We start from the raw sequence: 21178 nt of genomic DNA, 5'->3' as shown, positions 1-21178 counted from the left end.
TCTAATGTTACACGTTGTCATGCCTAAAAACCTGTTAATTAATATAAATATTAATAATTAAATAAAAACATTTTACGTGTTTAATATATTTTATTGTCTACAATTTGTCAATTGCTAACAACAAAGTCCAAGCAAACTAAAAAGGTCCGCCATTAAGGCAGACCAGGGGATGACTACTTTAGCCTGTAATCTCAGGTTTAACTGAGTCTGGGCTTTACATTTTTCAAGCTGATCCTTGCCAACGTGAACCATGGTAGCTGGGACAATTTTGAGCTGCTGCCAGGGCACGTATACGAACAATACTTCCGCTACTGCCACATGTATGCCCCGACATTAACTCATTGCATTGTGCGCAGGCCAACAGTCTGGCTTCGTACACTTCATCGTTTACACATTCCATTTTGGGTCTCATATTGTTTAGTATTCTGGTAATTTGCTCTTCCGATAAAGCGATATCTCTTTCACAGCCTTTACAAGTGCTTGGCACAGGTATATCTTCCATCGTCAGCTTACCCTCCCGATCAACAATATCCTCAGTAAATAGTTTATTTACACGATGTTATGATGATTTTGCCAGATGTTTTATTTTAGCTGGACTTATTTTCGTTCCGACGGGAGCTGGGCAGCCGCCTCGGATACGACCATCGCCAAGTCCTCATTTCCGAACATGGACAGCACACCTAATACCGTATCCAGCGGAATATCACCTGCTTCTTCGCGCGATACAGTCAGTTTGCGTATTCGTAGCAGACGCTCGTTGCTATCCTGCTGTGGATACGCTACACGATATAATTCCTCTGGCTCCAAGCCGTTATTAATGCACCATTGAGCAAACACAAGGATCATCATATCTTCTTCTTGCTTATAATTTTCAATGATGGCTTCTTCTAACTGTTTTCCGCGGTTGTCTTCCATTGATACATTTCTCCTTCAACCTATAACTCTTGATGTCTCGATCGTCATGGTTCCTTATTAATTACGCAAACGACTAATCAGTTCTTCTGCCAGCATATGGCTTTCCAGGACTTTTCCAGCTTGTATCGCACACTTCTCCGGACGATGAATATGCTCCAGAAAATGATTCACCACCCCGGTAAATCCCCGTCTTTCTAATATTGTATCCCAACTTCCAAAAGTTTGAGTTTGTGATAAATTATTTTTTTGCATGAAAACAGCCTGTTCCATATTCGTTACCTCAACAGACCGTCCTGCCCCGTGAAGCTCCAGCTTCTCTATGTCAGCCCCTGCCTGTCTGCTCATACTGTATGTACCGGCAGCATCCCCCAAACGCAAAGTCCCAAATGCAGCGTCCATGTAACCTTCACTCGTTGTATTCAGACTACTATGCAGTTGCTCATAATCATCGCCACCCAGCCATAATAGCAAGTCAAGCATGTGAATTAAATCATCATAAACCGTCTGTGCCGCCGGTCTACGATCATATCCAGTTCGGTGTTTAATCGCCGCACATTGACTGAAACCACCCACTTCCTCTAGCCAAGCTTTTGCAGCCACATAGTGCGGAGCAAAACGCCGATTAAAACCTACCGCCAGCAGTACAGCCTGTGCCTCCGCGAAAGCAGTCATTTCCAGATTCTGACGAACATCATAGGACAATGGTTTATCCACGTACACCGCTATCCCTTTTTCAATACACGCCATGACTAGGTCAAAATGTGCTTCGGTGGCCGCATGTATAAATACAGCTTCCGGCTCCCATGCCAGCATTTCCTTCACATCCGTCGTTCCTCTAGGTAGTCTATACTGCTCCATAGTAGAACTAACCGGCTCCTGTGAACGGTTCATGACACCTACGATGTCTACGCCTTGGTGTGCAGACAGTAACGGCAGGTACACTTTACGAGCGATACCACCCAATCCTGCAATCGCTACTCTTGTCTTGATTTGCTTGTCCATATCGTTCCACCTCTAATCACTCATTTCATCTGTTGTCTAGTTTACATGGAAGTCCGCTGACAAGCAAAGAAAAGAGGCTACTCCCGATCCAGATGGACCTGACGGAACAGCCTCTAAGACTTGAGTATCCAGCTTCAGCCAGATTACTTCAATATAAGTTAGCTTATGCGTGCAATGCTTCCTTTTTTGTTTTCTCACTTTTTATTTTTTTAACACGCATCCCAATGGCTACAACCAAAACTACAACCAAGGCTTCGAAACCATATTTAACGACTCCATTTGCGAACCAATGTGCAATTAATGGCTCAGCCACCACCATTTTAGCAGCGGTATACGCTAATACTGCGGCTCCAATTGTAATCACTACCGGGTAACGTTCTGTCAGTTTCAGAATAATCGTGCTTCCCCATACCATGATCGGAACGGAGATTGCCAGACCGAGAATAACAAGTAGCATATCCCCATGAGCGGCTCCCGCAACAGCAAGCACATTATCGAGTCCCATCATTGTATCCGCAATAATAATGGTGCGAATCGCTGCCCACATCTGATTTGTAGCTGAAATTTCATGTTTTTTCTCTTCGACCAACAACTTATAGGCGATATAGATAAGGGCGAGACCCCCAACCAAACGCAATCCATATATTTGCAGTAAGTATGTGACCAGCACGGTAGCAATCACACGAATGATGACTGCTCCGACCGTTCCCCAGATAATGACCTTCTTTTGATTGGCCTTATCAACATTCCGCGCCGCCAAGCCGATTACGATCGCATTATCACCAGCTAGTACCAGATCAATGATAATGATGGACAATAATGCGGTTAAAAACTCAATTGACAAAAAATCCATACGTTTCTCCCACCTTCTTTATTTATTTGTTATACTGTACATAGTTCAGCGCTTTATACTAAAAAAGCGCCATTTCGCAGAATCCGGAAACGGCGCTTGACCCCATTTTGGCATCAAAAAAAGACCATTTACCCGGATTCCTAAAATCCTGGCAAAGGTCTCGCTTACAACATTACGTTGCCAATAAAGCCGGGGATTAAGAATCCCGTAATGACGACTTTACTCGCTGAGCTACTCCCCTTTGGGAACTATTCTGTTAGTGGCAGTATAGCATACATTTTTGGGAATGTGAACCCTATTTTTTTCTGTATAAGCAATAAGCCGAACAGGGATATTGAAAGAGGTATGTAAATGAAAAAATGGTTACTCCCCGCGGCTTATGTTTCGCTGCTCTGCATCGCGTTTATCTACAGATATGATTGGCTCGCATGGGCAGACAAGCAAACCTCCTTTCCGGTTCTGCTGCTGCTCGCATTTTTATTCGCGTTAATTCCGTTTATCCCTTACAAGCTGATTATCGCTTCCATTGCTTATGCAGCAGGCGCCTGGCAAGGTGCTCTGATTTGCTGGCTTGGCACTACTTTCGCTGCGTTGGTCGTATACAGTGCCGTACGTACCCTGTTTCGTGACAAAGGACGTGCTTATTTGGAGCGTGTTCCTGCACTGGAGCGCTTCAATCAGGTCATGGAGAAAGAGCCTTTTACTGCTGTGCTACTGGCTCGCCTGATTCCAGTCATTCCTCAGGCAGCTGTAAATGTATATGCCGGAGTAGCAGGGTTTCCTTTCTGGAGCTTTATGCTAGGCACAGCGATCGGCAAGCTTCCAGCAATTGCAGTGTATGCTTATGCAGGCGGTACCTTTGCGGAACATCCAATCACGGGTTTGTTTATTTTACTGCTATATACTGCACTGGTAGGTGGCGGATTTGTACTTTACCGAAAAAGAGTTAGGCGCGCCAACAAAACATGATAGCAATGAGTTTGTACCGGTTCTGTAGAATGTTTGATTGCTTTTTTTGGGACACACTACAGCTACGCAGCTGAGTACTTTCTGATGTTTCGTTGGATTTTGCAAAAATCCCGTATATAATTTAATTGTAAGCTATTTAAATAACAACTAATTAAACATTCTCAGATTGGAGTGATAAAATATGAGCACCAACAATCCAAACACGGTAGAAAAGGCAACTTTTGCGGGCGGCTGCTTCTGGTGCATGGTCTCCCCTTTTGAGGAAATGCCCGGTATTTTGAAGGTTAGATCTGGATATACAGGGGGACATACCGAAAATCCTACCTATGAAGAGGTATGCTCTGAAACAACGGGACATGTGGAAGCCGTGCAGATTACATTCGACCCCCAAGTGTTCCCGTATGAAAAACTGTTGGAGTTATTTTGGCAACAGATTGATCCAACGGATGAAGGTGGACAATTTCACGATAGAGGTTCATCCTACCAAACGGCTATTTTCTATCATAATGATGAACAACGCATCAAGGCAGAGGCTTCCAAAGAAGCTCTCGCTCAAAGTGGCCGTTTTGACAAGCCCATTGCAACATCTATTCTGCCTGCCGCAACTTTTTATGAAGCAGAAGAATATCATCAGGACTATCATAAGAAAAACCCCGCTCACTACAAACGCTACCGCAAAGGGTCGGGACGTGAAGATTTTATTGAGCAAAATTGGGCTGCCAAGATTGATAAGTCCGGGCTCAAAGATCGGCTGACGCCTATTCAATACGAAGTAACACAAAAAAACGCGACCGAGCGCCCATTTCAAAATGAGTTTTGGGATCATGAAGCTGAAGGCATTTACGTGGATATCGTATCAGGAGAGCCTTTGTTTAGTTCACTGGACAAATATGATGCGGGTTGCGGCTGGCCTAGCTTTACCCGTCCGTTGCGCAGTTACAATGTCAAAGAAAAGACCGATCTCAGCCATTTCATGATTCGTACCGAGGTGCGAAGTCGCGAAGCAGACTCCCATTTAGGGCACGTATTCGATGATGGTCCAGGTCCAGAGGGTTTGCGTTATTGTATCAATTCTGCCGCGCTCCGCTTTGTGCCTCAGGAAGACTTGGAGCGTGAAGGATATGGAGCATATAAGTCATTATTTGAAAAGTAAGCAGCCGTAAAATCATTAAGGCTGACCCGGAATCATCTTTATTAGATGGTCACGGGTCAGCCTTTTTTGGATATGGCAGCACATCTTTACGATCTAGCTCATCACCCACCCAAGCCAAATGGCTAGCGGTACCAGCAATAGCTGAGCTAATAAAGTTCCTGCCAAACGCGAGATGATCATCCAACCGTACACACTATTCATCCGAATTAGGGGTAGCTCCCCTCGTAGCGTTTTTTCTGACAACACCGCCAATCTTGGATCAATTAACAAGGTCAACAATACCGTTGCGACGCCATTGATTAAGCCTGACGACATTGACATTGCCGTACCTTGGGCGGGCCATAGAAATGACGCATACAAGGCAGATACCACTCCAGTTGTATAAATTGCGGTAACGGCAATATTTAAAATAATTAGACGCTTGGGGATCACTCCACTGATCAGGGAGGTAAGCATGGACCAGCTAGGGCGCTTTATGTAGTAGCCTGCATGCTTCCAGCGATTTCGACTCATTAAATGACGTATTAAAGCTGGAATAGATCCAGTATGCTCCAAATGCACAATCCATCTGGCTGACATGCGCACCACTGTTGGATACAGTAATATAGCAAACATAGTTCCAACGGTGGCGGCCAGCAGTACCCCGTGCATATACAGTTCCAGTCTCGTATCCGTTCCGCCCAATTGTGCTGACTCTTTAGCCTGATCGACCATCCCTCCAAGTAAAGGCCCCTGCGCCATATTGGAGGTGCGTGAAACCAACAGCAGCATTCCGGCCACGGTTAAGGCCAATCCAATCCGACGTGCTCGCAAACCACCAAGCCGAAGAGCATAAGACAAACTATCGGTAGTATGAATGATGATGGTTAGTAAAAAAACGAAACCCCAGGCAAGCAAATGTTCCACTCCTTTTTCTGGTATTCTGCACACCATTATACGCCTTTTCTCAAGATATATTTTACAATACATTCATTACTTTAATTTTTGTTTGTCTAAGCCAACAACGGGTAATACATAGTACAACACCTGCTAAAAAGGAGTGTGCAACAATGCCTTGGAACAAACATGATTACCCGCCATCCATGAAAAATCTGGAACCCCGGGTGCGAGAAAAAGCCGTTGATATCGCTAACGCTCTACTCCGCGAGGGCTATGAAGAAGGGCGTGCTATTGCGATTGCCACTGCTCAAGCTGAGGAATGGAACGATAATCATCCTGTAGAAGAAAATAAGAAGCAGTAGAAAAAATACAAAAACAGCATTCAAGTTACAATGGGTATGACCAAAATTTTGCTTTTTCTAATTCTAAAGAGTCCTTCATGTGTTGCTGAACGTGAATTGCCGAGCGATCAAAGAAGAGGGAGATGAAGCTGAATACAGCGAAAGGGTGTTACGTAAGAAGATTTCTCTCCTGACGTAACACCCTTTCCTTATTGACGAAGGCTGTGGACGACCGGCACTGTTTTGGTAACTACCTTTTTAGCGGGAATAGCCGCTGGCAGTACCTTTTTCACAGGTCGGTGCAATTGGAACGTGGTCGTCCATGTAATTATTTTTCCGGCAAGCCACACAGCCAGTATTGTAAACATTGTTTCCTTTACAGGCAGATACAACAGCGATAATCCTAGCACGATGATGTCACTGACAATAAACACGTTGCCGATTTTCCATCCGCGCCACTCGCTCACCAGCAGAGACAAAATATCATCGCCCCCGGTTGCTCCACCGAATCGCAGTACGATTCCGGCTCCTAAACCTGTGAGCACCCCACAAAGTAGAGCTGCTATTAGCAGATTTCCATGCAGGTCTATAACCAGAGTCGAGTATTTCTCAAATCCTGCATAAAACAGTGAAAAGGCGACGGCTCCGATTAATGATAGCATCATAAATCTTTTGCCCTTCAGTACCCATGCCAGCAATATGACAGGAACATCAAGCATCAGCATACTCCATGCTGGAGATATGCCAAACGCATAATGCCCCAGCAGAGCTAAGCCTGCAAATCCGCCCTCTGACAAATGATTCTGGGCGTTAATGTGATAGTACGTAAAAGCTAAAATGCATGTTCCGAGCAACATGACAGCAATCTGTCTCAGTGCTCCATTGTTCACGATAGATTCGTAAGTTTTCCTCATACAGGCTCCCTCGGTTTCTCGTAAGTTTGATGTGGATGAACCCACTCTTACGGAAGCAACCTGGTAAGATGTGCCTGGAGGACTTGGTCCTTCGCATGTACAATCCCCTCTTCCGCAGAGTTGGCTTTCGCAACTTGACGTTACTCCGCGGAAAAGCTAAGTATAAGACAGATCAAATCGTTTCCAAATCGTCCTTTGGGGAAGTATCCTTCGGGGACACATGGTATCCTGATCCTTTCTTTTGTGGAATAAAACTCCGACATTTCTGTGGTGCATATAATTCTATAATTTATTATACCACACCTTGTCACCTGCTAAACAGCTTGCTTTTTTGCTGCACCATATTTTATTTTATGTGTGAGCATGCTTTATTGTATGTGCGAGTTGACGCATTATACCAAAGGTTTGGCGAGTACACATTCAATGACCTGAGTGTGTTTTATTTTCACTTGGAGTTATTACCCTTAGTTTGGCTGTTCTGCGCTGATTGGCCATAAATACGCCCCCGAGTATAAGAACCAGACCGGTCAGCACGTTCCAGCCGATATGCTCATTCAGAAGTAAAAAGCCCCATACGATGGCACTCACGGGTACAAAATACGTTACCGAAGAAGCGAATTCCGCACTCCCCCGCAAAATCATATAGTTGAACAAGATATATGCTACCCCTGAACCCAAAACTCCTAGTCCTATTAGGGAACCTAATACTCCTGGAACAGAAACGATCGACAAATCTGGTCTCTCTACAATTACCATCATAATACCACCCCCTGCTGCCGCACCAAACAGTGTCGCAAAGGTCGCCTGATACATGGAAAGATTGGAAAGAAAACGTTTGGAGAGCTGTGTTCCAAATCCGTAGCAGAGAGTCGCAAGCAGCATACATCCAAAACCTACCGGATCAACAGAAATAATAGAGGCAGGATTAATACCCAATAAAATAATAATTCCTATAAAAGCGAGCCCCATTCCTAACCACTGCAGGCGATGAAATATAGCTCCGAAGAAGACAAGACCCACCAACATAGTCCATATTGGCGTGGTGGCATTCAATACAGAAGCCATGCTGCTAGCTATTCTGGTCTCACTAAAACCAATCAATGTCCATGGTAAAACCATGTTGACACATGCTACCAGAATAACCGATTTCCACGGAATGCTTTTGATTTTAAACGGCTTGCGTATAAGAAGCATTAATAAGATGATAAAAATAAGACCAAAACTGGATCGCAGAAATACAATGGTCCACGGTCCTACTTGATGTAGCAATAACACCTTAATAAACATAAAAGAACCGCCCCAAATAAGGCTCAACAATAATAAAGCTACATATAACGAACGTGACAATATGTAAACCTTCTTTCTCGACTTTCTTAAGTTAAAAGTAGAAAACGACCGCTATCAGAACGCTATCCCTTCTATGTAAGTTTTTTATCCATTAGCTTAACACAAATTTTGTTTGACTGTCATCGGTCATATACGAAAGAATCTTTACCACAATGGCACATGGAATTAGGACTTCCTGACACTTTTCCAATAATTGATGATTGCTTTGGCAACAGAAAAATCCCTATGATGAGGTATATCCAGAACGTATGTTCTATATACTTATTATATATTGTACTTTCACTCCGCGTAAAGGAGATATTTATGACAAACAAAAAGGTACTTGCTAACAAGCATAAAGCTCCTCTGCCTTCTGAAGAAGACGCAGGACTGATCAAAATGTGTGTACTTCTAACACTTGTACTGGATGTGCTGGAGCGAGACATTCGTATTATGAATATCTCTCCTCTAAAAATGCCCGATTTGTATATTCGTAGCCTGACTGGAGTACAACAGCGCGTAACTGTTCAATTAGCAGACACAAAAGCACGAATGAAAAGACAGGGAGTGAAAATATACAGCGAAATCCGAAATCATGAAGGCGTAGAGGTTTTGTATGTATGCCGCGGTTACCAAAGACGATTTTTCATGCTTTCATCCTTTGCCCGCAGTGAGGTTCGGCGTAAACTCGGATACTACCTGGGAATTGATCTGACCCAAGACTATGACCCCTTATAATTTCGCCTTGCCTACTTGCCTGAACAAAGAGAAAATTTTAAAGCCCATTGGTTACATGCAAATAATTTGGCTCGTATTTTCAAAAAGGAGGAATCTAAAATATGAAAAAAGAGCAGAGCCGCATAAAATGCTGGCTCTACTCATAATTACAACAGGCTGCTGGGATCAGGACAGCTTAAAGGATGCCAGATTGGCAAATGCATCGATTTATGATCTTACTCCTAAGGGCCTACTCCAGCAAACACTAGAAGTTGTAGATGAATCTCAAACCAATGAAGGTAAAGTACCAATGAAGTTTATTCAGGCACCGAGAATTCTGTCCGACAGATGTACCGGAGCCTGACTATCCAACTTCCCATTCAAGGTAGCCATTGTAATGGAATAGCGTTGGAATAAGGAGTATCCCCGTGTCCGTTTTCATCCGCAGGTCACTGTCAATATTGTTGGAAACGGTGTTCTAAACTAGATCGTCCATGTTGCTTAGTTGTTGGATTGATCAGTCGTTGGTTCAGGATCGATAACCTCATCAGGCTGAGTTTTTGGAGCACCACTCTGGTTCTCTGATTCAGAAGGTGTCTCCGGCACGTTTTCAATAGAAGGTTGCGAAGTATCTGTTGATGGCACATCGTTATTCTCATCAGGCGGTTCGATCTCTGCGTCTGTGTCAGGAACAGAAGGAACTGTTTCCTCTGGTGGAACCTCCTCTTGATCTGTTGCTGGTACCTTGATCTCAGGGACATCTTCTTTCTTGATATCTGGTTTGGACGGAACTACTGGTCTAGCAGAACGTGGAAGCTGTTCTCTTCCGACTTCGGTCGGCACGTACTTTTGGTTAAACCAGTCAGTCACGAGGTGACCTGATTGGCGGGAATAGCGCCCTGGCAGCTTACCTGTAAGACTAGATACCGTAACTTTCACAACGCCTTCCGGCTGTATAAAATGCTTATTCTTAAAAAGCTCAGGCTGGTCCTTGACCGCCTCATTCATGATCAACGCCCACACCGACTGTGCTCTGGTGTGACCTTCTTGAGATAATGTATTAACCTGTTGACGATAACCAGCCCATACGCCTAGCGTAACGTCAGGTGTGTATCCCATAAACCACACATCACCAAAGTTCTGTGTCGTACCCGTTTTACCCGCAATATCAATGGTACCGTAGCTCTTAAAAGCTTTTTGCAGACGTTTGCCAGTTCCTCTTGGGTCTGATATAACGGTTCTGAGCATATCCGTCATCAAAAATGCGGTTTGCTGCGAATATACACGTTTCGTCTGTGGTTTAAATTCATATACAATCTTACCGTTGGCATCTGTAATTTTACTGATCAAGTGAGGGGCATTATACACGCCCATATTGGGAATTGTTCCGTATGCTGCGGTCAGTTCCTCGACAGATACCCCCTTACTAAGTCCACCTAGAACTCCTGTTTGAGCATGTTCATCCTGCGGCTGAATCGTCGTAATTCCAAGAGAACGCACAAAATTCCAAGCGTTTGGAATTTTAACTTCATATAAAAACAGCCTCAGTGCAGGGATGTTAATTGACCGATTGAGTGCTTCACGGGCTGTCATAAGCCCCTCATACCTTCTGTTATAATTTTTAGGAATATGATAACCCTTTCGTCCGTCTTTCAATATGATTTGTGAATCATCAATAAGACCGGCGGGCTGAGTGTAGCCCTTCTCCAAAGCAGGTAAGTAAGCAGCAATAGGCTTCATGGCAGAACCGGGCTGACGTGTCATTTGAGTTGCATAGTTCATTTGCTCGGTATTAAAATCCCGGCCCTCGATCATACCGAGGATAGCCCCTGTTTTATGATCAATCATGATTGCCGCAATCTGTTCTAGTCCCTTCTTCTTACTGTATGGAGAAAAATTTTGTGGATTAGCTGCAATCTGTCGCATATTGCTATAAATTTTTTTATTTATCGTTGTATAAATTCGATAGCCGGACCGTTGCAACTCTTCTCGCGTATTTTGAAGAAGTTCAGCATGCTCAGGCTTAGAAATCTCGGCTGCTGTGAGATTCGGATTTTGCTGGAGTGCTAACAGCTGTGCGGCCTCCCGCTCTGTTTCCAGCATCAAATAAGGGAATGTGTTATAGCTTTTTTCGCGATGGGGTGCAAGAGTCGCTCTCACATCAAATTGAAGCGCATCATTATATTCGGACAGTGTGAGCTTGCCTGTTTCCAGCATTCTTCCCAACACAACACGTTGGCGCTCCATCGCTTTGTTGAAACCTTCTTCATCAAAATTCCCTTTACCATCAAAAGCGGAATAAACAGATGGCAGCTGTGGAAGACCTGCCAAATAAGCCGCTTGAGCAATATGAAGCTTATGTAGATCACTTACATTAAAAATTCCTAACGAAGCAGACTTGATTCCATACAAATTGTAACCAGCGGAACCATTACCAAAAGGCATTTTATTTAAGTAAGCCGTTAATATTTTGTCTTTGCCCATAAAACGCTCCATACGTAGTGCCAGCAGCATTTCCTTCACCTTTCGGCTGTCCGTTTTATCCAGACTGAGGAAAACTCTTCGAGCTACCTGCTGCGTCAGTGTACTGCCGCCAGTTTGGCGGTTTTCATTCAAAAGTTTCTGTTTGACAGCACGAGCCGTCCCCTTTAAATCTACACCATGGTGCTCATAAAATTGGCTATCTTCTGTTGAAATGAGGGCATCCACAATGGACTGAGGGACATCCTTCAGGTCAACGAGCTGTCGGTCCTCTTCCATGCGCATTCTTCCAACCGGAGTTACCTGATCATTAAAAAATACAAAACTGGTCAGAGCATTCTCATTTACCTTTTCATATATCAATTGACGTGATCGTACAGGTTCATCATGAACCAGTGCCGCCACATAACCGGAAATAAGACCTCCGGCAAACAGCACTCCAAGTACACCCGCAAGCGAGAACCACTTGATATTAATCAGCAAAACTCTGCCAAAAATGCGCCACCTACTGCGTTTTTGAGATGATGGTCGACGTTTTGGGTTCATAAAAATGGTTTTCTCCCCTCAATATTCATTCATTTCCACTTGTTTTTGTTCAAGATAATATGATACGCCATGCTAGGTTTCCCGTAAACTGTAATGTTCCAAAAAATACATTTGTATTAAGAACACTTGTTCTATATATAATACTACTATAAGGGTATATGTTCAAGAATATTCTGGAATATGATTAATCACATGCCAGGAAAGGAGGTCAACATTGTGAAGGAGCGTGGAAGTAGAACCATATTTCTAGCGGACTGCCAAAGCTTTTACACCAGCGTCGAAAAAGCGGATAATCCCGCATACCAACATAAGTCGCTCGTTGTGGCCGGTGGCCCTGCACTTCGTTCAGACATTATTTTAGCCACGTGTCCACTGGCCAAAAAACATGGTATATCCACTGCAGAACGTCTGGGGGAAGCTGTAAAAAATGTCCTGACCTTATCATTGTACGCCTGCGCATGCAGCATTATATCGATGTCTCATTAAAAATAACAGAAATCTATAATGAGTATACGGATTTGGTTGAGGTTTTCAGCATTGATGACAATTTCTGGATATGAGCGGAAGTCTCTCCCTGTTCGGAGATCCGTTGAGTATTGCAAGTGAAATTCAGCGGAAAGTGCTGGCACAAACAGGAGTATGGATTCGAACCGAAGGAAAAGTATAAAACACAGCTAAAATACCAAATAGCATTGTAGTATTAACAAAGTCCAGCAATAATTTTCTAGACTTTAATTCAAAGATTAACAGTTTTTTAGTTTTACCTGTTCCCAAGAACCCTTCAGACCAATATGTAGTGGGATCTGACCTTGCTCTAGTAATTCTAAATTACATCAGTATATCCCTTCAATTTATTTATAATGCCCCCCGATTTTTAGGGATCTCTCCAGTGCCTGACCAGCTTGGGTCAAAGAGGACGCTCTTACGATAGCTGCGCTACCATAGCGTTCTTTAATTTTATCTGTTGCTTCTTCCAAGGAGCGGATACGCTCATGATCCTCAAAGAAGGAAAGTTGATAAGTTTGGTCGTCAACCAACCCACTTAAAGTGACACCTAAGCGTCGTATCGGCATACCGTTCCAAAAATTATAAAATATTTTTTTTGCTGCGTTGTACACTTTATTCGTATTGTTAGTCGGATCTGTAAGCTTCATTTGCCTGGAAAATCCGGTGGGAGCCTCATATGGGCTACATGTACAACTAACGGTCACGACAGAGCCCATGCACCCCTTACGACGACTGTCTCGACAAACTTCTTCCGAGAGTTCAAGCAGGATGGTCTCTACTTCATTTGGTTCCAAATAATCTTGGGGTAGGGTCATCATATGACTTATCGACTTTTGTGGAGAACTGAAGGTATACGGAGCTACAGGACTCTCATCTAGACCATTGGCTGTTTTCCACATGACCTCCGCCTGTATATCCGACTGTTTTCCAAAACGAGCGCGAAATTTAGACTTAAGGTCTGGTAGAGACGTTCTAGCAATATCACCAATGGTTGTCATACCAAGCCGCTCAAAATGGGACGACATCCGCGAACCTACCCCAAACATTTTATTAACTGGCTGTGGCCAGAGCAGCTGCTTTAATTCTGTCCTGGGCAACGTGAATATACCGCTTTTAATTTTTTTAGCCCAAATATCGGTTGCGCTTTTGGCAAGAACCTTATTGGAACTGATTCCTATTCGTACCCAAACCCCGGTTTGTAAAAGAACCTTCTTTTGGATTTCTCTTGCAACGGTTAAAGAATCTCCAAAAATTTTAAAACTACCCGAAATGTCCAGAAACTGCTCATCGATACTAAACACCTCTACCAGGTCGGTGTATTCCTTGTATATATCCGTAATTGCTAAAGAGACATCGATATAGTGTTTCATACGGGGACGGACGATCACAAGCTCAGGACACTTCTTGAGGGCTTCACCGAGCCGTTCTGCTGTAGACACCCCGAAACTTTTGGCCATAGGACATGCTGCTAAAATAATTCCAGACCTGCGTGCAGGATCGCCTGCTACCGCAAGCGGTTTATTTTTATACTCTGGGTAGGAAGCTTTTTCTACACTCGCATAAAAACTCTGGCAATCCGCCAAAAGAATTGTCCGCTCAGTTGTTTTAGTCATGCTGCACCCTCCAAAAAAACGATCATATACGTACGAACATGTATTCTTATTTATTATAATGCCAAACATTAGTTCTGTATTCAGGTAATTTATAGGATTATGTAAATTAATCATCAAAGATTGGGTATCTGGTACGAGCGTGGATCATCACATTATTTCTGTGATCATAAAGGCCAAGAAAGCTTAATGTGCTCGTGGGGGATGAGGATCGGAACGGAATTCTGGTTGGCTGGGCTTCATCTTTTAAATGTCAACAAAAATAAAGAACCAATGTATAACATTTTATCTTGTCTTGAAAAAGCGGAAACTTGGTATACACATTTGAATTCAATTATAAAAAGGCTTTCTTCAACGATGTCGTAGGTACATTTCCGCTGTATGGACTGAATTCCATGACATTTATAGTTCCCAATGTACTTTTAATTTCTTGAAAAGCTCTAGTAAGCTGTGCTTTGTTAGTAATATCCGCAGCAAAACCTTGAGCCTCAATTTAGTTAATTGCTCAGTATACTGGTCTAGTTTCTCTTATGTTCTTGAAATCATAGCGAAATCCGTGTTTACCAAACGTCTTAGCCAGTGAAAAGTCCAATCCGGGATCTGCTCCAACTATGACCAATGATATCAATGCAAATTCACTTCTTCTCTTTTTAAATTCTTATGAGCTAATTTACTAGCGTATTTATAAATTAGAAAAGCGGACGAGCAGCACTTCGTCCGCTCTATTGTAAGTCCTGTCTTTCAGATAAGTGCTTTTGATGATGTTTGTGTCTATTGAGTTATCCTCGAAAATACGACTTAAAAGGTAGATGTATCAATAACAAATCGATATCGTACATCATTTCGGATAAGTCGCTCAAAAGCTTCGTTGATTTGATTGGTGTGAATTACCTCAATTTCAGGGACAATACCATGCTCTGCGGAGAAATCAAGCATTTCTTGGGTTTCAAGAAGATCGCCTCCAGGCGTTGCTGCAATTCTGCGACGACCCATAAGCAAACTGAGCGTATTAAATTGGTTCGGCTTACCGGAATCGCCAATGATAACAAACGTACCATTTATATTAAGCATGGATACGTAAGCATCTAAATTAAGACTTGCAGAGGTCGTGTTGAAAATCACATCAAATTGACTAGCTAGCGTCGAGAATGTGTCAGGATCGTTCGTTGCATAGTAATGATCGGCGCCAAAACTTAGCGCATCGCTTTTCTTATCCATTGTCTGACTCAAGGCCGTAACTTCAGCTCCTAATGCATGGGCATATTTGATAGCTAGGTGGCCGATACCTCCAATACCGACGATAGCGACTTTTTTGCCTGGACCTACTCCCCAATGTTTCAAAGGATAGTAAGCCGTAGCTCCTGCACAGAGTAGTGGACTGGCAACATCTAAGCCCAAACTATCTGGGATCTGAAGTACGTAATTTTGCTTCACTACAATTTTTTGACTGTAACTACCGTAAGTAATATTTCCATCGTAGTCTACGGAATTATACATCATGACCATGCCCTTTTTACAGAACATATTCTCACCACGTAGGCAATTCTCGCACTCTCCACAAGAGTTCACGAGAGGCCCTACTCCAACCTGGTTACCCACTACAAACTTAGTTACTTCCGTTCCAACCGCTTCTACAATTCCTGTCATTTCATGACCGGGAACCATTGGGAATTGAGAGTAACCTCCATCATTATGGACCATATGAACATCGGTGTGGCATACACCACTATACTTAATATCGATTAGAACATCATCTGGGCGCAATTCCCTCCGTTCAATCATCGTCCGTTCAAATGGCGCATTCGCACTGGGAACACTCAATGCATGAACTTTACACATACTTGTTATACCCCTTTCATTTTTCATATTATATATTTCAGATATCAGCTAAATTGTTGTATTTGAATTGTATTCGTATCCCTATCTCATCCCCCTTCATACACTATTTCCAGCCTACACTTAGGTACAGCGTGATAACGCATCTAAGGTTGTCTTAATGGATACTTATAGTTTAAAACTCCAGATCTATGGTTAACATAGCCTGATTACAGACAAAGTTGTCCCTATTACTGATTATTAGGAAAGAAAATGAATACAAAAAGCCCCTCAACTTCAGGAAAGCAGAGGGGCCATCGTAAACCTTATTATTGCTCCGTACTTATTTATTCATATAAGGGCTAATAACCTTTTGGCAGTAATCCCAAACTTTTATTTCGTTTTCTACAGAATAATATCGATCCCGTGGTTTTTCCTCCCTCATGTTACCAAAGAATTTCCCATTGACCTTTTCTACTTCTTGTGATGTGGCCAAATATACGGTTGTAGCAGCTCCTTTTTCTGGCGTATTCATGAATGGAAGTGCCAACTTAAACACTATATTATTAATAAAACCTTTATCGTTGTCTTGTCCAAATCTAGTCGCAACAGCACCAGGATGTAACACGTTCGCAGTTATATTTTTCAGTCCCCTTCTCATTAGTTCAGCTGACCAGTGTCTTGTGATCCAAATCGTATACAATTTGGAGGATGCATACGCACCGGACGAGGTGTAGTCCTTTTCCAACTGTAAATCGCTGAAATCTGGTTTTTTGGCAATCCTATGTGTTGCGGAAGAGGTATTAATGATCCTTGCTGAGGGGCTTTTTGAAAGAACATCTAATAATAACTCTGTTAAGAGCAATGGTGAAAATACATTAAGGGTCAGTGTCTTTTCAAGTCCCTCCTTGGTTAGCTCCCTATCTTTACTGAATATAGCACCAGCATTGTTAATCAGGACATCCAACCGATCGTATTTCTGTTATAAGCTGCAGCCATGCGTTTGACCTCAGCAAGAGAAAACAAATCACCTGTTATAATGTCCACCTTATTGTTGCCTGTTTTAGCAATTATCTCTTCACATACTTTCTGTGCTTTGTTTTGATTCCGTCCATGAATGATCACGGTGTGTCCCTGCTTTGCCATGGTTTTCGCCGCAACTTTTCCGATTCCATCAGTAGCTCCAGTAATAAGGATGATTTTTGTAATCATCGTAATTCTCCTTTTCATTTAAGTAATATATTTATACTGCAACCCATTCGATTAGGTACATATCCAGGTTACTGATGATATTGTCCAGATTACTGATAAATAGTTCTGTAATTCAAACAAGTTTATCGTGGATTAGACTATGTCTTACTTGAAATTCAAAGGATATGATAAGAAGAGCTTTCTATTTGCGAGGAATTGTTTTGTTCATAAGGAGGGCAAATCATGTTAACGGTTGAATCAATATCTGACTTACATGAATTACTCGGATACAATAAACCTAAACATCCATTAATTACTGCGATGAATTTTGAAAATGCTAATCCATCGGAAACCATGTTTAACAGTGACGTCATGTTGAATTTTTATGTGATATCTCTAAAAAGTGGTACTCAATGTGATTTTAAATACGGCAGAAAAAACTATGATTTTCGTGAAGGCAGCCTTGTTTTCACAGCTCCTGGTCAAATCATGATTTCTGAGGGCAATTATACACCTGAATATTCGGATGGCTGGATGCTTTGTGTTCATCCTGACATGATCAGAGGAACCACACTATGGTCAAAAATATCCGAGTACAGCTTTTTTGAATACGAAGCAAATGAAGCCTTGCAGCTCTCTGAACAAGAAAGAGAGACGATTGAACGTATAGTGAAGAACATTGAGAATGAATACAGTAAAAATATAGACCTTTACACGAAAGAACTCGTTGTGTCCAATTTGGAATTACTCTTAAACTACGCTAAACGCTTTTATGGCAGGCAATTTATCACTAGAGCAGTGGTTTATAAAGACGCCGTCACCAAGTTCGAAGAGCTTTTAAATGAACTGTGTACTGTGGATATTATTGAAAGATCAGGTACACCAAGTGTAAAAGGTCTTGCTCAAGCAATGGGGTATTCACCTAATTATCTTTCGGACATGCTAAAAAAAGAAACCGGTAGAACAGCTCAGGATTTTATCAAATCCAGGGTGCTGGAACTTGCAGAAAACTTGCTTTTAACGACTAAAGAGCCTATTCATCAAATTGCTGAGAAGCTTGGATTTGAACAGCCTTCTAGCTTCACAAAATTTATAAAAACGCACTTAGGTTTGAGTCCAATGGATTTCAGAAGACAGCATTTGGTATGAATAAAATTAAAAAAGGGTTTGTCTTTATGTTTATTTTGAGACAAGCCTTTTTCCTAATGTTCATCCTATCCATTGAAATAGAATAAAAACATTATGTTGACACCTTTTGGGCCTCTCAAAACTGTAAAACATCATTGCATTTATTAATTATTATAAAATACAACTAAATAAGCTTGTCCGAATAACACACCTATCTTAACCACCTGTAATCAGGAAGTTGCGCAACGAAATTTCTGCCATGTACAAAGCTGTTCTGTCACATATATTAATGCACCACATTTTTGACTGTAGTAAAGTACAGCAAACGGATAATCTTTCTATTATTTATAAAAATGCTTTTACAGCGAGAGGAATTTGGGGCCTTGCGAATGAATGGGTAATTCGTGGAAAGAAAGAACCCCCGAAGATATGGAGATGCTATTTCAATCTCAAAAGCTACTCACCTGAAAACTACTTCCTTTGAAAGTGGTTACGCGTCCTATGACCGCTGTTAAACACAAAATTCCAAAAAAACTCTATGCAAATGGTTAAACCATTCACATAGAGTTTTCTCATTATCCGTTTACTTCCGAAAGCTAATATTTTTAATATTTCTCAATATTTCCGCCTCGGTCAGCCGCAATCTGTAGCTTGCAGCGCTGGACGAGAACGGGTACGCTACAAGCTATCTCAAAAGGTACGGGGGTGTAATCAGCGCATTCCGCTAAATTCAATTGCTAAATCTCAGAGCTTGACCAGACTAATCAATCCCACTCCGACCATGATTACCGTAATGCCGGCCAGTAGACGAAGCCATTCCCCGGGACTCTTCTTTTCCCTGAAAATCAGAATACTGCCAACGCAGGAGATGGCGATACTCGCCTGAGAGATCGGAAAACTGGCAGCGACTCCAATAAGCCCATTCGAAATGAATAGCGCCAAATTTGCCACGCTCCACGACAAACCCGTAGACAAATTGCGCAGCACCTGAACCAGATGAAGCTTCTGCCCTCCCTTACAGTTCATTAAAAGCGCAGAACACAGCATGCCAAGTGATTGCGGTAAGATGACCGACAGACCGGAAACATGAAAGATTTGATTAATAATAACATACAAGGTTAAGGCTATACCCGAACAAACCAACATGACAAGAATTTGAAGGGGCAAAGGCTTGGACAAACCACTTGATTTGCCCTGATAGCTCGTCAGCAAGATGCCAGACAAAATAAATATAAGCGCTGCTAATCCAATACCAAATTGGTACCCAGTCGTCCATTCGCCCAAGATTAGTGCTGCAAAAAGCGTCGTTCCCATAAGTTGTAGCCCACAAATAATAGGAATGGCCGTTGAAACGCTTACTTTCTGGAAAGCTTGAAATTGAAGCAACTGTCCTACGGACCAAAACACACCTGAGACAAAGCTCACAATAAATGGTGTGATTTGAAAGTTAACAGGTGAGTACGAATACAGGCACAGTGCGAACAATACGGCACCGATGACCGTCCCCGTCAGTTGCTCGCGAGGACTGGCTTTTGTCATTTGCGCCAGTATGGGCATGAATCCCCAGCCTATGGCTGGAATAAAGGCAATGAGTGTATCCACATGCAGTTCCCCTCTCGTAAAGTGAGTCCTTCCGTGCAATCCTTTAAAATACCATGCAAGAAAAACCAACAGCTTTACGATATCAAAATACACCCACCTCAATCACCAGTATTTTTAGAAGATATATATAGCAAAATCAAAGAATATTTTCACGATAAGCGCTGGGAGAAATGCCCATCATTTTTTTAAACGCCCGTGAAAAGGTCAGTTGATCCGAGTAACCGACCGAATTGGAGATTACTTGAATAGAGTAACTGGTATCCTGTAACAGCTCGCATGCCTTTTTAATCCGAATGTTCATTAAATATTGCTTTGGTGTTTCGCCTATTTCCTGCTTAAAAACAGAGGTTAAGTAATTTGGGTGAAGGCCGAGATACTCTGCCACCTCATTGATTTGAATGCCACCGTTGTAGTTTTTCTCCATATAGTTGATAGCTTGAACTGAGTAGGGAAGCTCTTGTTTCACAGGCGTCGTTTCACCCGATTCATGCACCAGCTTGGCGAGAATATGGCACAAATACCCCTGAATAGCCAAGGATGAAGAAAGCGTATTATTCCCTATACGAAGCATTTCAAGAATGGTCGAATGAAAAAAAGTGATGTCTCCGATACTTACCACATACGGATTATCCTGAACAAGAGAGATGTTCTGCAAGTACATTTCGGATTTGATCCCCATAAACCCCACCCAGCTGTACTCCCATGGCTCGTACTCATCAGCTTGATAATAAGCGGCCTTATTGGCAGGGATTAAAAAAGCCTGTCCTTTCTCTATGTTATATGTTTCCTTATCTAATACCAGTTTGCCTCTCCCCTTTAATACAAAGTGGATAAGATTGAAATCCCTGGCGATAGGCCCAAAGTCCTGGTTGGGAGAACAAGGCTCGGAACCACAATTATATAGGATTAAATCTGTAATATTTTTATGTTTTGAACTGGTACGTGTATCTACAAATTGAATCATATTCTCACTCATTCCTAACCTCCACGTTTCAGAATTTAAAAGTTAACCAAGGGCGGTGTTCCCGTAACAAATATAGCATAAATTAAGAATTATGTTATAAGAGCTAAAAAGAAACTTCAACCTGTGAATATTTGCGACAATCTTTGTTTTTGCTATCATCTGCTTTAGAAAAATCATGTACTCCTCCTGCAGCTTTTGTTATTCTGTATCTCAAGATAACGCTTACAAGTTTGCGTTAAACGTATCATTACAGCTGTTATGATCG

19 protein-coding genes and 1 pseudogene are annotated in these 21178 nt (G+C 42.3%); 6 read left to right on the top strand and 14 right to left on the bottom strand.

The annotated features are described in order from the left end of the window. Nucleotides 1-223: 223 nt before the first annotated feature. The 4 genes from ACXHJ1_RS16855 to ACXHJ1_RS16840 all read right to left on the bottom strand — a co-directional run bounded on the left by ACXHJ1_RS16855 (nucleotide 224) and on the right by ACXHJ1_RS16840 (nucleotide 2770). Nucleotides 224-502 carry a hypothetical protein gene (locus ACXHJ1_RS16855; RefSeq protein WP_019687924.1) on the bottom strand — a complete coding sequence of 93 codons (279 nt, stop codon included), beginning with the start codon at nucleotides 500-502 and terminating at the stop codon, nucleotides 224-226. A 95-nt stretch (nucleotides 503-597) separates the two neighbouring features. Further along, nucleotides 598-915: a hypothetical protein gene (locus ACXHJ1_RS16850; RefSeq protein ID WP_016822322.1), complete on the bottom strand. Its 318-nt coding sequence runs from the start codon at nucleotides 913-915 to the stop codon at nucleotides 598-600. 57 nt (nucleotides 916-972) lie between these two features. Beyond that, nucleotides 973-1917 carry a Gfo/Idh/MocA family protein gene (locus ACXHJ1_RS16845; protein WP_457904941.1) on the bottom strand — a complete coding sequence of 315 codons (945 nt, stop codon included), beginning with the start codon at nucleotides 1915-1917 and terminating at the stop codon, nucleotides 973-975. Nucleotides 1918-2080: 163 nt separating this feature from the next. Continuing rightward, a complete protein-coding gene (locus tag ACXHJ1_RS16840; RefSeq protein ID WP_025365176.1) occupies nucleotides 2081-2770 on the bottom strand; it encodes a TerC family protein in 690 nt (229 codons plus the stop codon). 351 nt (nucleotides 2771-3121) lie between these two features. Here ACXHJ1_RS16840 and ACXHJ1_RS16835 point away from each other — a divergent pair, with 351 nt between their 5' ends. Together ACXHJ1_RS16835 and msrA are read left to right on the top strand one after the other, a co-directional pair. Further along, nucleotides 3122-3739, top strand: a complete 618-nt coding sequence (locus tag ACXHJ1_RS16835; protein WP_025365177.1) for a TVP38/TMEM64 family protein — start codon at nucleotides 3122-3124, stop codon at nucleotides 3737-3739. A gap of 181 nt (nucleotides 3740-3920) precedes the next feature. Then, entirely contained in the window at nucleotides 3921-4892 is a 972-nt protein-coding gene (msrA, locus tag ACXHJ1_RS16830) for a peptide-methionine (S)-S-oxide reductase MsrA (protein WP_016822326.1), read from the top strand. 93 nt (nucleotides 4893-4985) lie between these two features. On the opposite strand, the gene ACXHJ1_RS16825 is transcribed toward msrA, so the two are convergent. Continuing rightward, nucleotides 4986-5789: a lipid II flippase Amj family protein gene (locus tag ACXHJ1_RS16825; protein WP_017427474.1), complete on the bottom strand. Its 804-nt coding sequence runs from the start codon at nucleotides 5787-5789 to the stop codon at nucleotides 4986-4988. Between the two features lie 152 nt (nucleotides 5790-5941). Here ACXHJ1_RS16825 and ACXHJ1_RS16820 point away from each other — a divergent pair, with 152 nt between their 5' ends. Further along, complete coding sequence (locus ACXHJ1_RS16820; RefSeq protein WP_090890085.1) at nucleotides 5942-6133, top strand: DUF2188 domain-containing protein; 192 nt, start codon at nucleotides 5942-5944, stop codon at nucleotides 6131-6133. 188 nt (nucleotides 6134-6321) lie between these two features. Here the strand turns inward: ACXHJ1_RS16820 and ACXHJ1_RS16815 are convergent, their stop codons facing one another. Beyond that, nucleotides 6322-7026: a YitT family protein gene (locus ACXHJ1_RS16815; protein WP_457904940.1), complete on the bottom strand. Its 705-nt coding sequence runs from the start codon at nucleotides 7024-7026 to the stop codon at nucleotides 6322-6324. A 420-nt stretch (nucleotides 7027-7446) separates the two neighbouring features. Continuing rightward, nucleotides 7447-8373 carry a DMT family transporter gene (locus tag ACXHJ1_RS16810; RefSeq protein WP_016822329.1) on the bottom strand — a complete coding sequence of 309 codons (927 nt, stop codon included), beginning with the start codon at nucleotides 8371-8373 and terminating at the stop codon, nucleotides 7447-7449. Nucleotides 8374-8676: 303 nt separating this feature from the next. Here ACXHJ1_RS16810 and ACXHJ1_RS16805 point away from each other — a divergent pair, with 303 nt between their 5' ends. Then, the gene (locus ACXHJ1_RS16805) at nucleotides 8677-9090 is read left to right on the top strand and encodes a hypothetical protein (protein ID WP_025365180.1); all 414 of its coding nucleotides are present in this window, start codon (nucleotides 8677-8679) and stop codon (nucleotides 9088-9090) included. A gap of 480 nt (nucleotides 9091-9570) precedes the next feature. Here the strand turns inward: ACXHJ1_RS16805 and ACXHJ1_RS16800 are convergent, their stop codons facing one another. Then, on the bottom strand, nucleotides 9571-12096 hold the full coding sequence (locus ACXHJ1_RS16800) for a transglycosylase domain-containing protein (RefSeq protein WP_045244433.1): 2526 nt from the start codon (nucleotides 12094-12096) through the stop codon (nucleotides 9571-9573). A 192-nt stretch (nucleotides 12097-12288) separates the two neighbouring features. Here ACXHJ1_RS16800 and ACXHJ1_RS16795 point away from each other — a divergent pair. After that, nucleotides 12289-12745, top strand: a pseudogene (locus ACXHJ1_RS16795) (Y-family DNA polymerase); the annotation flags it as partial. Between the two features lie 202 nt (nucleotides 12746-12947). On the opposite strand, the gene ACXHJ1_RS16790 reads toward ACXHJ1_RS16795, so the two are convergent. From ACXHJ1_RS16790 to ACXHJ1_RS16775, 4 genes are all read right to left on the bottom strand, one after another. After that, nucleotides 12948-14216: a DNA polymerase IV gene (locus tag ACXHJ1_RS16790; RefSeq protein WP_107733373.1), complete on the bottom strand. Its 1269-nt coding sequence runs from the start codon at nucleotides 14214-14216 to the stop codon at nucleotides 12948-12950. Nucleotides 14217-15011: 795 nt separating this feature from the next. Next, nucleotides 15012-16052, bottom strand: coding sequence for an NAD(P)-dependent alcohol dehydrogenase (locus tag ACXHJ1_RS16785; RefSeq protein ID WP_457904939.1), 1041 nt, complete (start codon nucleotides 16050-16052; stop codon nucleotides 15012-15014). Between the two features lie 319 nt (nucleotides 16053-16371). Next, nucleotides 16372-16995 (bottom strand): SDR family NAD(P)-dependent oxidoreductase, encoded by a 624-nt coding sequence (locus ACXHJ1_RS16780; RefSeq protein ID WP_457904938.1) that lies wholly within the window; start codon nucleotides 16993-16995, stop codon nucleotides 16372-16374. After that, nucleotides 16983-17240: an SDR family NAD(P)-dependent oxidoreductase gene (locus ACXHJ1_RS16775; RefSeq protein ID WP_457904937.1), complete on the bottom strand. Its 258-nt coding sequence runs from the start codon at nucleotides 17238-17240 to the stop codon at nucleotides 16983-16985. The genes ACXHJ1_RS16780 and ACXHJ1_RS16775 overlap by 13 nt, the downstream gene beginning before the upstream one ends. A gap of 222 nt (nucleotides 17241-17462) precedes the next feature. On the opposite strand from ACXHJ1_RS16775, the gene ACXHJ1_RS16770 reads away from it, so the two are divergent. Next, complete coding sequence (locus ACXHJ1_RS16770) at nucleotides 17463-18368, top strand: helix-turn-helix domain-containing protein (protein WP_457904936.1); 906 nt, start codon at nucleotides 17463-17465, stop codon at nucleotides 18366-18368. Nucleotides 18369-19091: 723 nt separating this feature from the next. On the opposite strand, the gene ACXHJ1_RS16765 is transcribed toward ACXHJ1_RS16770, so the two are convergent. After that, a complete protein-coding gene (locus ACXHJ1_RS16765; protein ID WP_029515122.1) occupies nucleotides 19092-19949 on the bottom strand; it encodes a GRP family sugar transporter in 858 nt (285 codons plus the stop codon). A 136-nt stretch (nucleotides 19950-20085) separates the two neighbouring features. Further along, entirely contained in the window at nucleotides 20086-20925 is an 840-nt protein-coding gene (locus tag ACXHJ1_RS16760; RefSeq protein ID WP_107733369.1) for an AraC family transcriptional regulator, read from the bottom strand. Nucleotides 20926-21178 lie beyond the last annotated feature (253 nt).

The sequence above is a fragment of the Paenibacillus sp. ALE2 genome, from assembly GCF_054113385.1.
This window is presented reverse-complemented; position numbering and strand designations above follow the sequence as displayed.

Excerpts from the sequence above, each read along its gene's own strand:
- ACXHJ1_RS16855 (WP_019687924.1), bottom strand. The coding sequence starts at position 502 with ATGGAAGATATACCTGTGCCAAGCACTTGTAAAGGCTGTGAAAGAGAT.
- ACXHJ1_RS16850 (WP_016822322.1), bottom strand. The coding sequence starts at position 915 with ATGGAAGACAACCGCGGAAAACAGTTAGAAGAAGCCATCATTGAAAAT.
- ACXHJ1_RS16845 (WP_457904941.1), bottom strand. The coding sequence starts at position 1,917 with ATGGACAAGCAAATCAAGACAAGAGTAGCGATTGCAGGATTGGGTGGT.
- ACXHJ1_RS16840 (WP_025365176.1), bottom strand. The coding sequence starts at position 2,770 with ATGGATTTTTTGTCAATTGAGTTTTTAACCGCATTATTGTCCATCATT.
- ACXHJ1_RS16835 (WP_025365177.1), top strand. The coding sequence starts at position 3,122 with ATGAAAAAATGGTTACTCCCCGCGGCTTATGTTTCGCTGCTCTGCATC.
- msrA (WP_016822326.1), top strand. The coding sequence starts at position 3,921 with ATGAGCACCAACAATCCAAACACGGTAGAAAAGGCAACTTTTGCGGGC.
- ACXHJ1_RS16820 (WP_090890085.1), top strand. The coding sequence starts at position 5,942 with ATGCCTTGGAACAAACATGATTACCCGCCATCCATGAAAAATCTGGAA.
- ACXHJ1_RS16815 (WP_457904940.1), bottom strand. The coding sequence starts at position 7,026 with ATGAGGAAAACTTACGAATCTATCGTGAACAATGGAGCACTGAGACAG.
- ACXHJ1_RS16805 (WP_025365180.1), top strand. The coding sequence starts at position 8,677 with ATGACAAACAAAAAGGTACTTGCTAACAAGCATAAAGCTCCTCTGCCT.
- ACXHJ1_RS16800 (WP_045244433.1), bottom strand. The coding sequence starts at position 12,096 with ATGAACCCAAAACGTCGACCATCATCTCAAAAACGCAGTAGGTGGCGC.
- ACXHJ1_RS16790 (WP_107733373.1), bottom strand. The coding sequence starts at position 14,216 with ATGACTAAAACAACTGAGCGGACAATTCTTTTGGCGGATTGCCAGAGT.
- ACXHJ1_RS16785 (WP_457904939.1), bottom strand. The coding sequence starts at position 16,052 with ATGTGTAAAGTTCATGCATTGAGTGTTCCCAGTGCGAATGCGCCATTT.
- ACXHJ1_RS16775 (WP_457904937.1), bottom strand. The coding sequence starts at position 17,240 with ATGATTACAAAAATCATCCTTATTACTGGAGCTACTGATGGAATCGGA.
- ACXHJ1_RS16770 (WP_457904936.1), top strand. The coding sequence starts at position 17,463 with ATGTTAACGGTTGAATCAATATCTGACTTACATGAATTACTCGGATAC.
- ACXHJ1_RS16760 (WP_107733369.1), bottom strand. The coding sequence starts at position 20,925 with ATGAGTGAGAATATGATTCAATTTGTAGATACACGTACCAGTTCAAAA.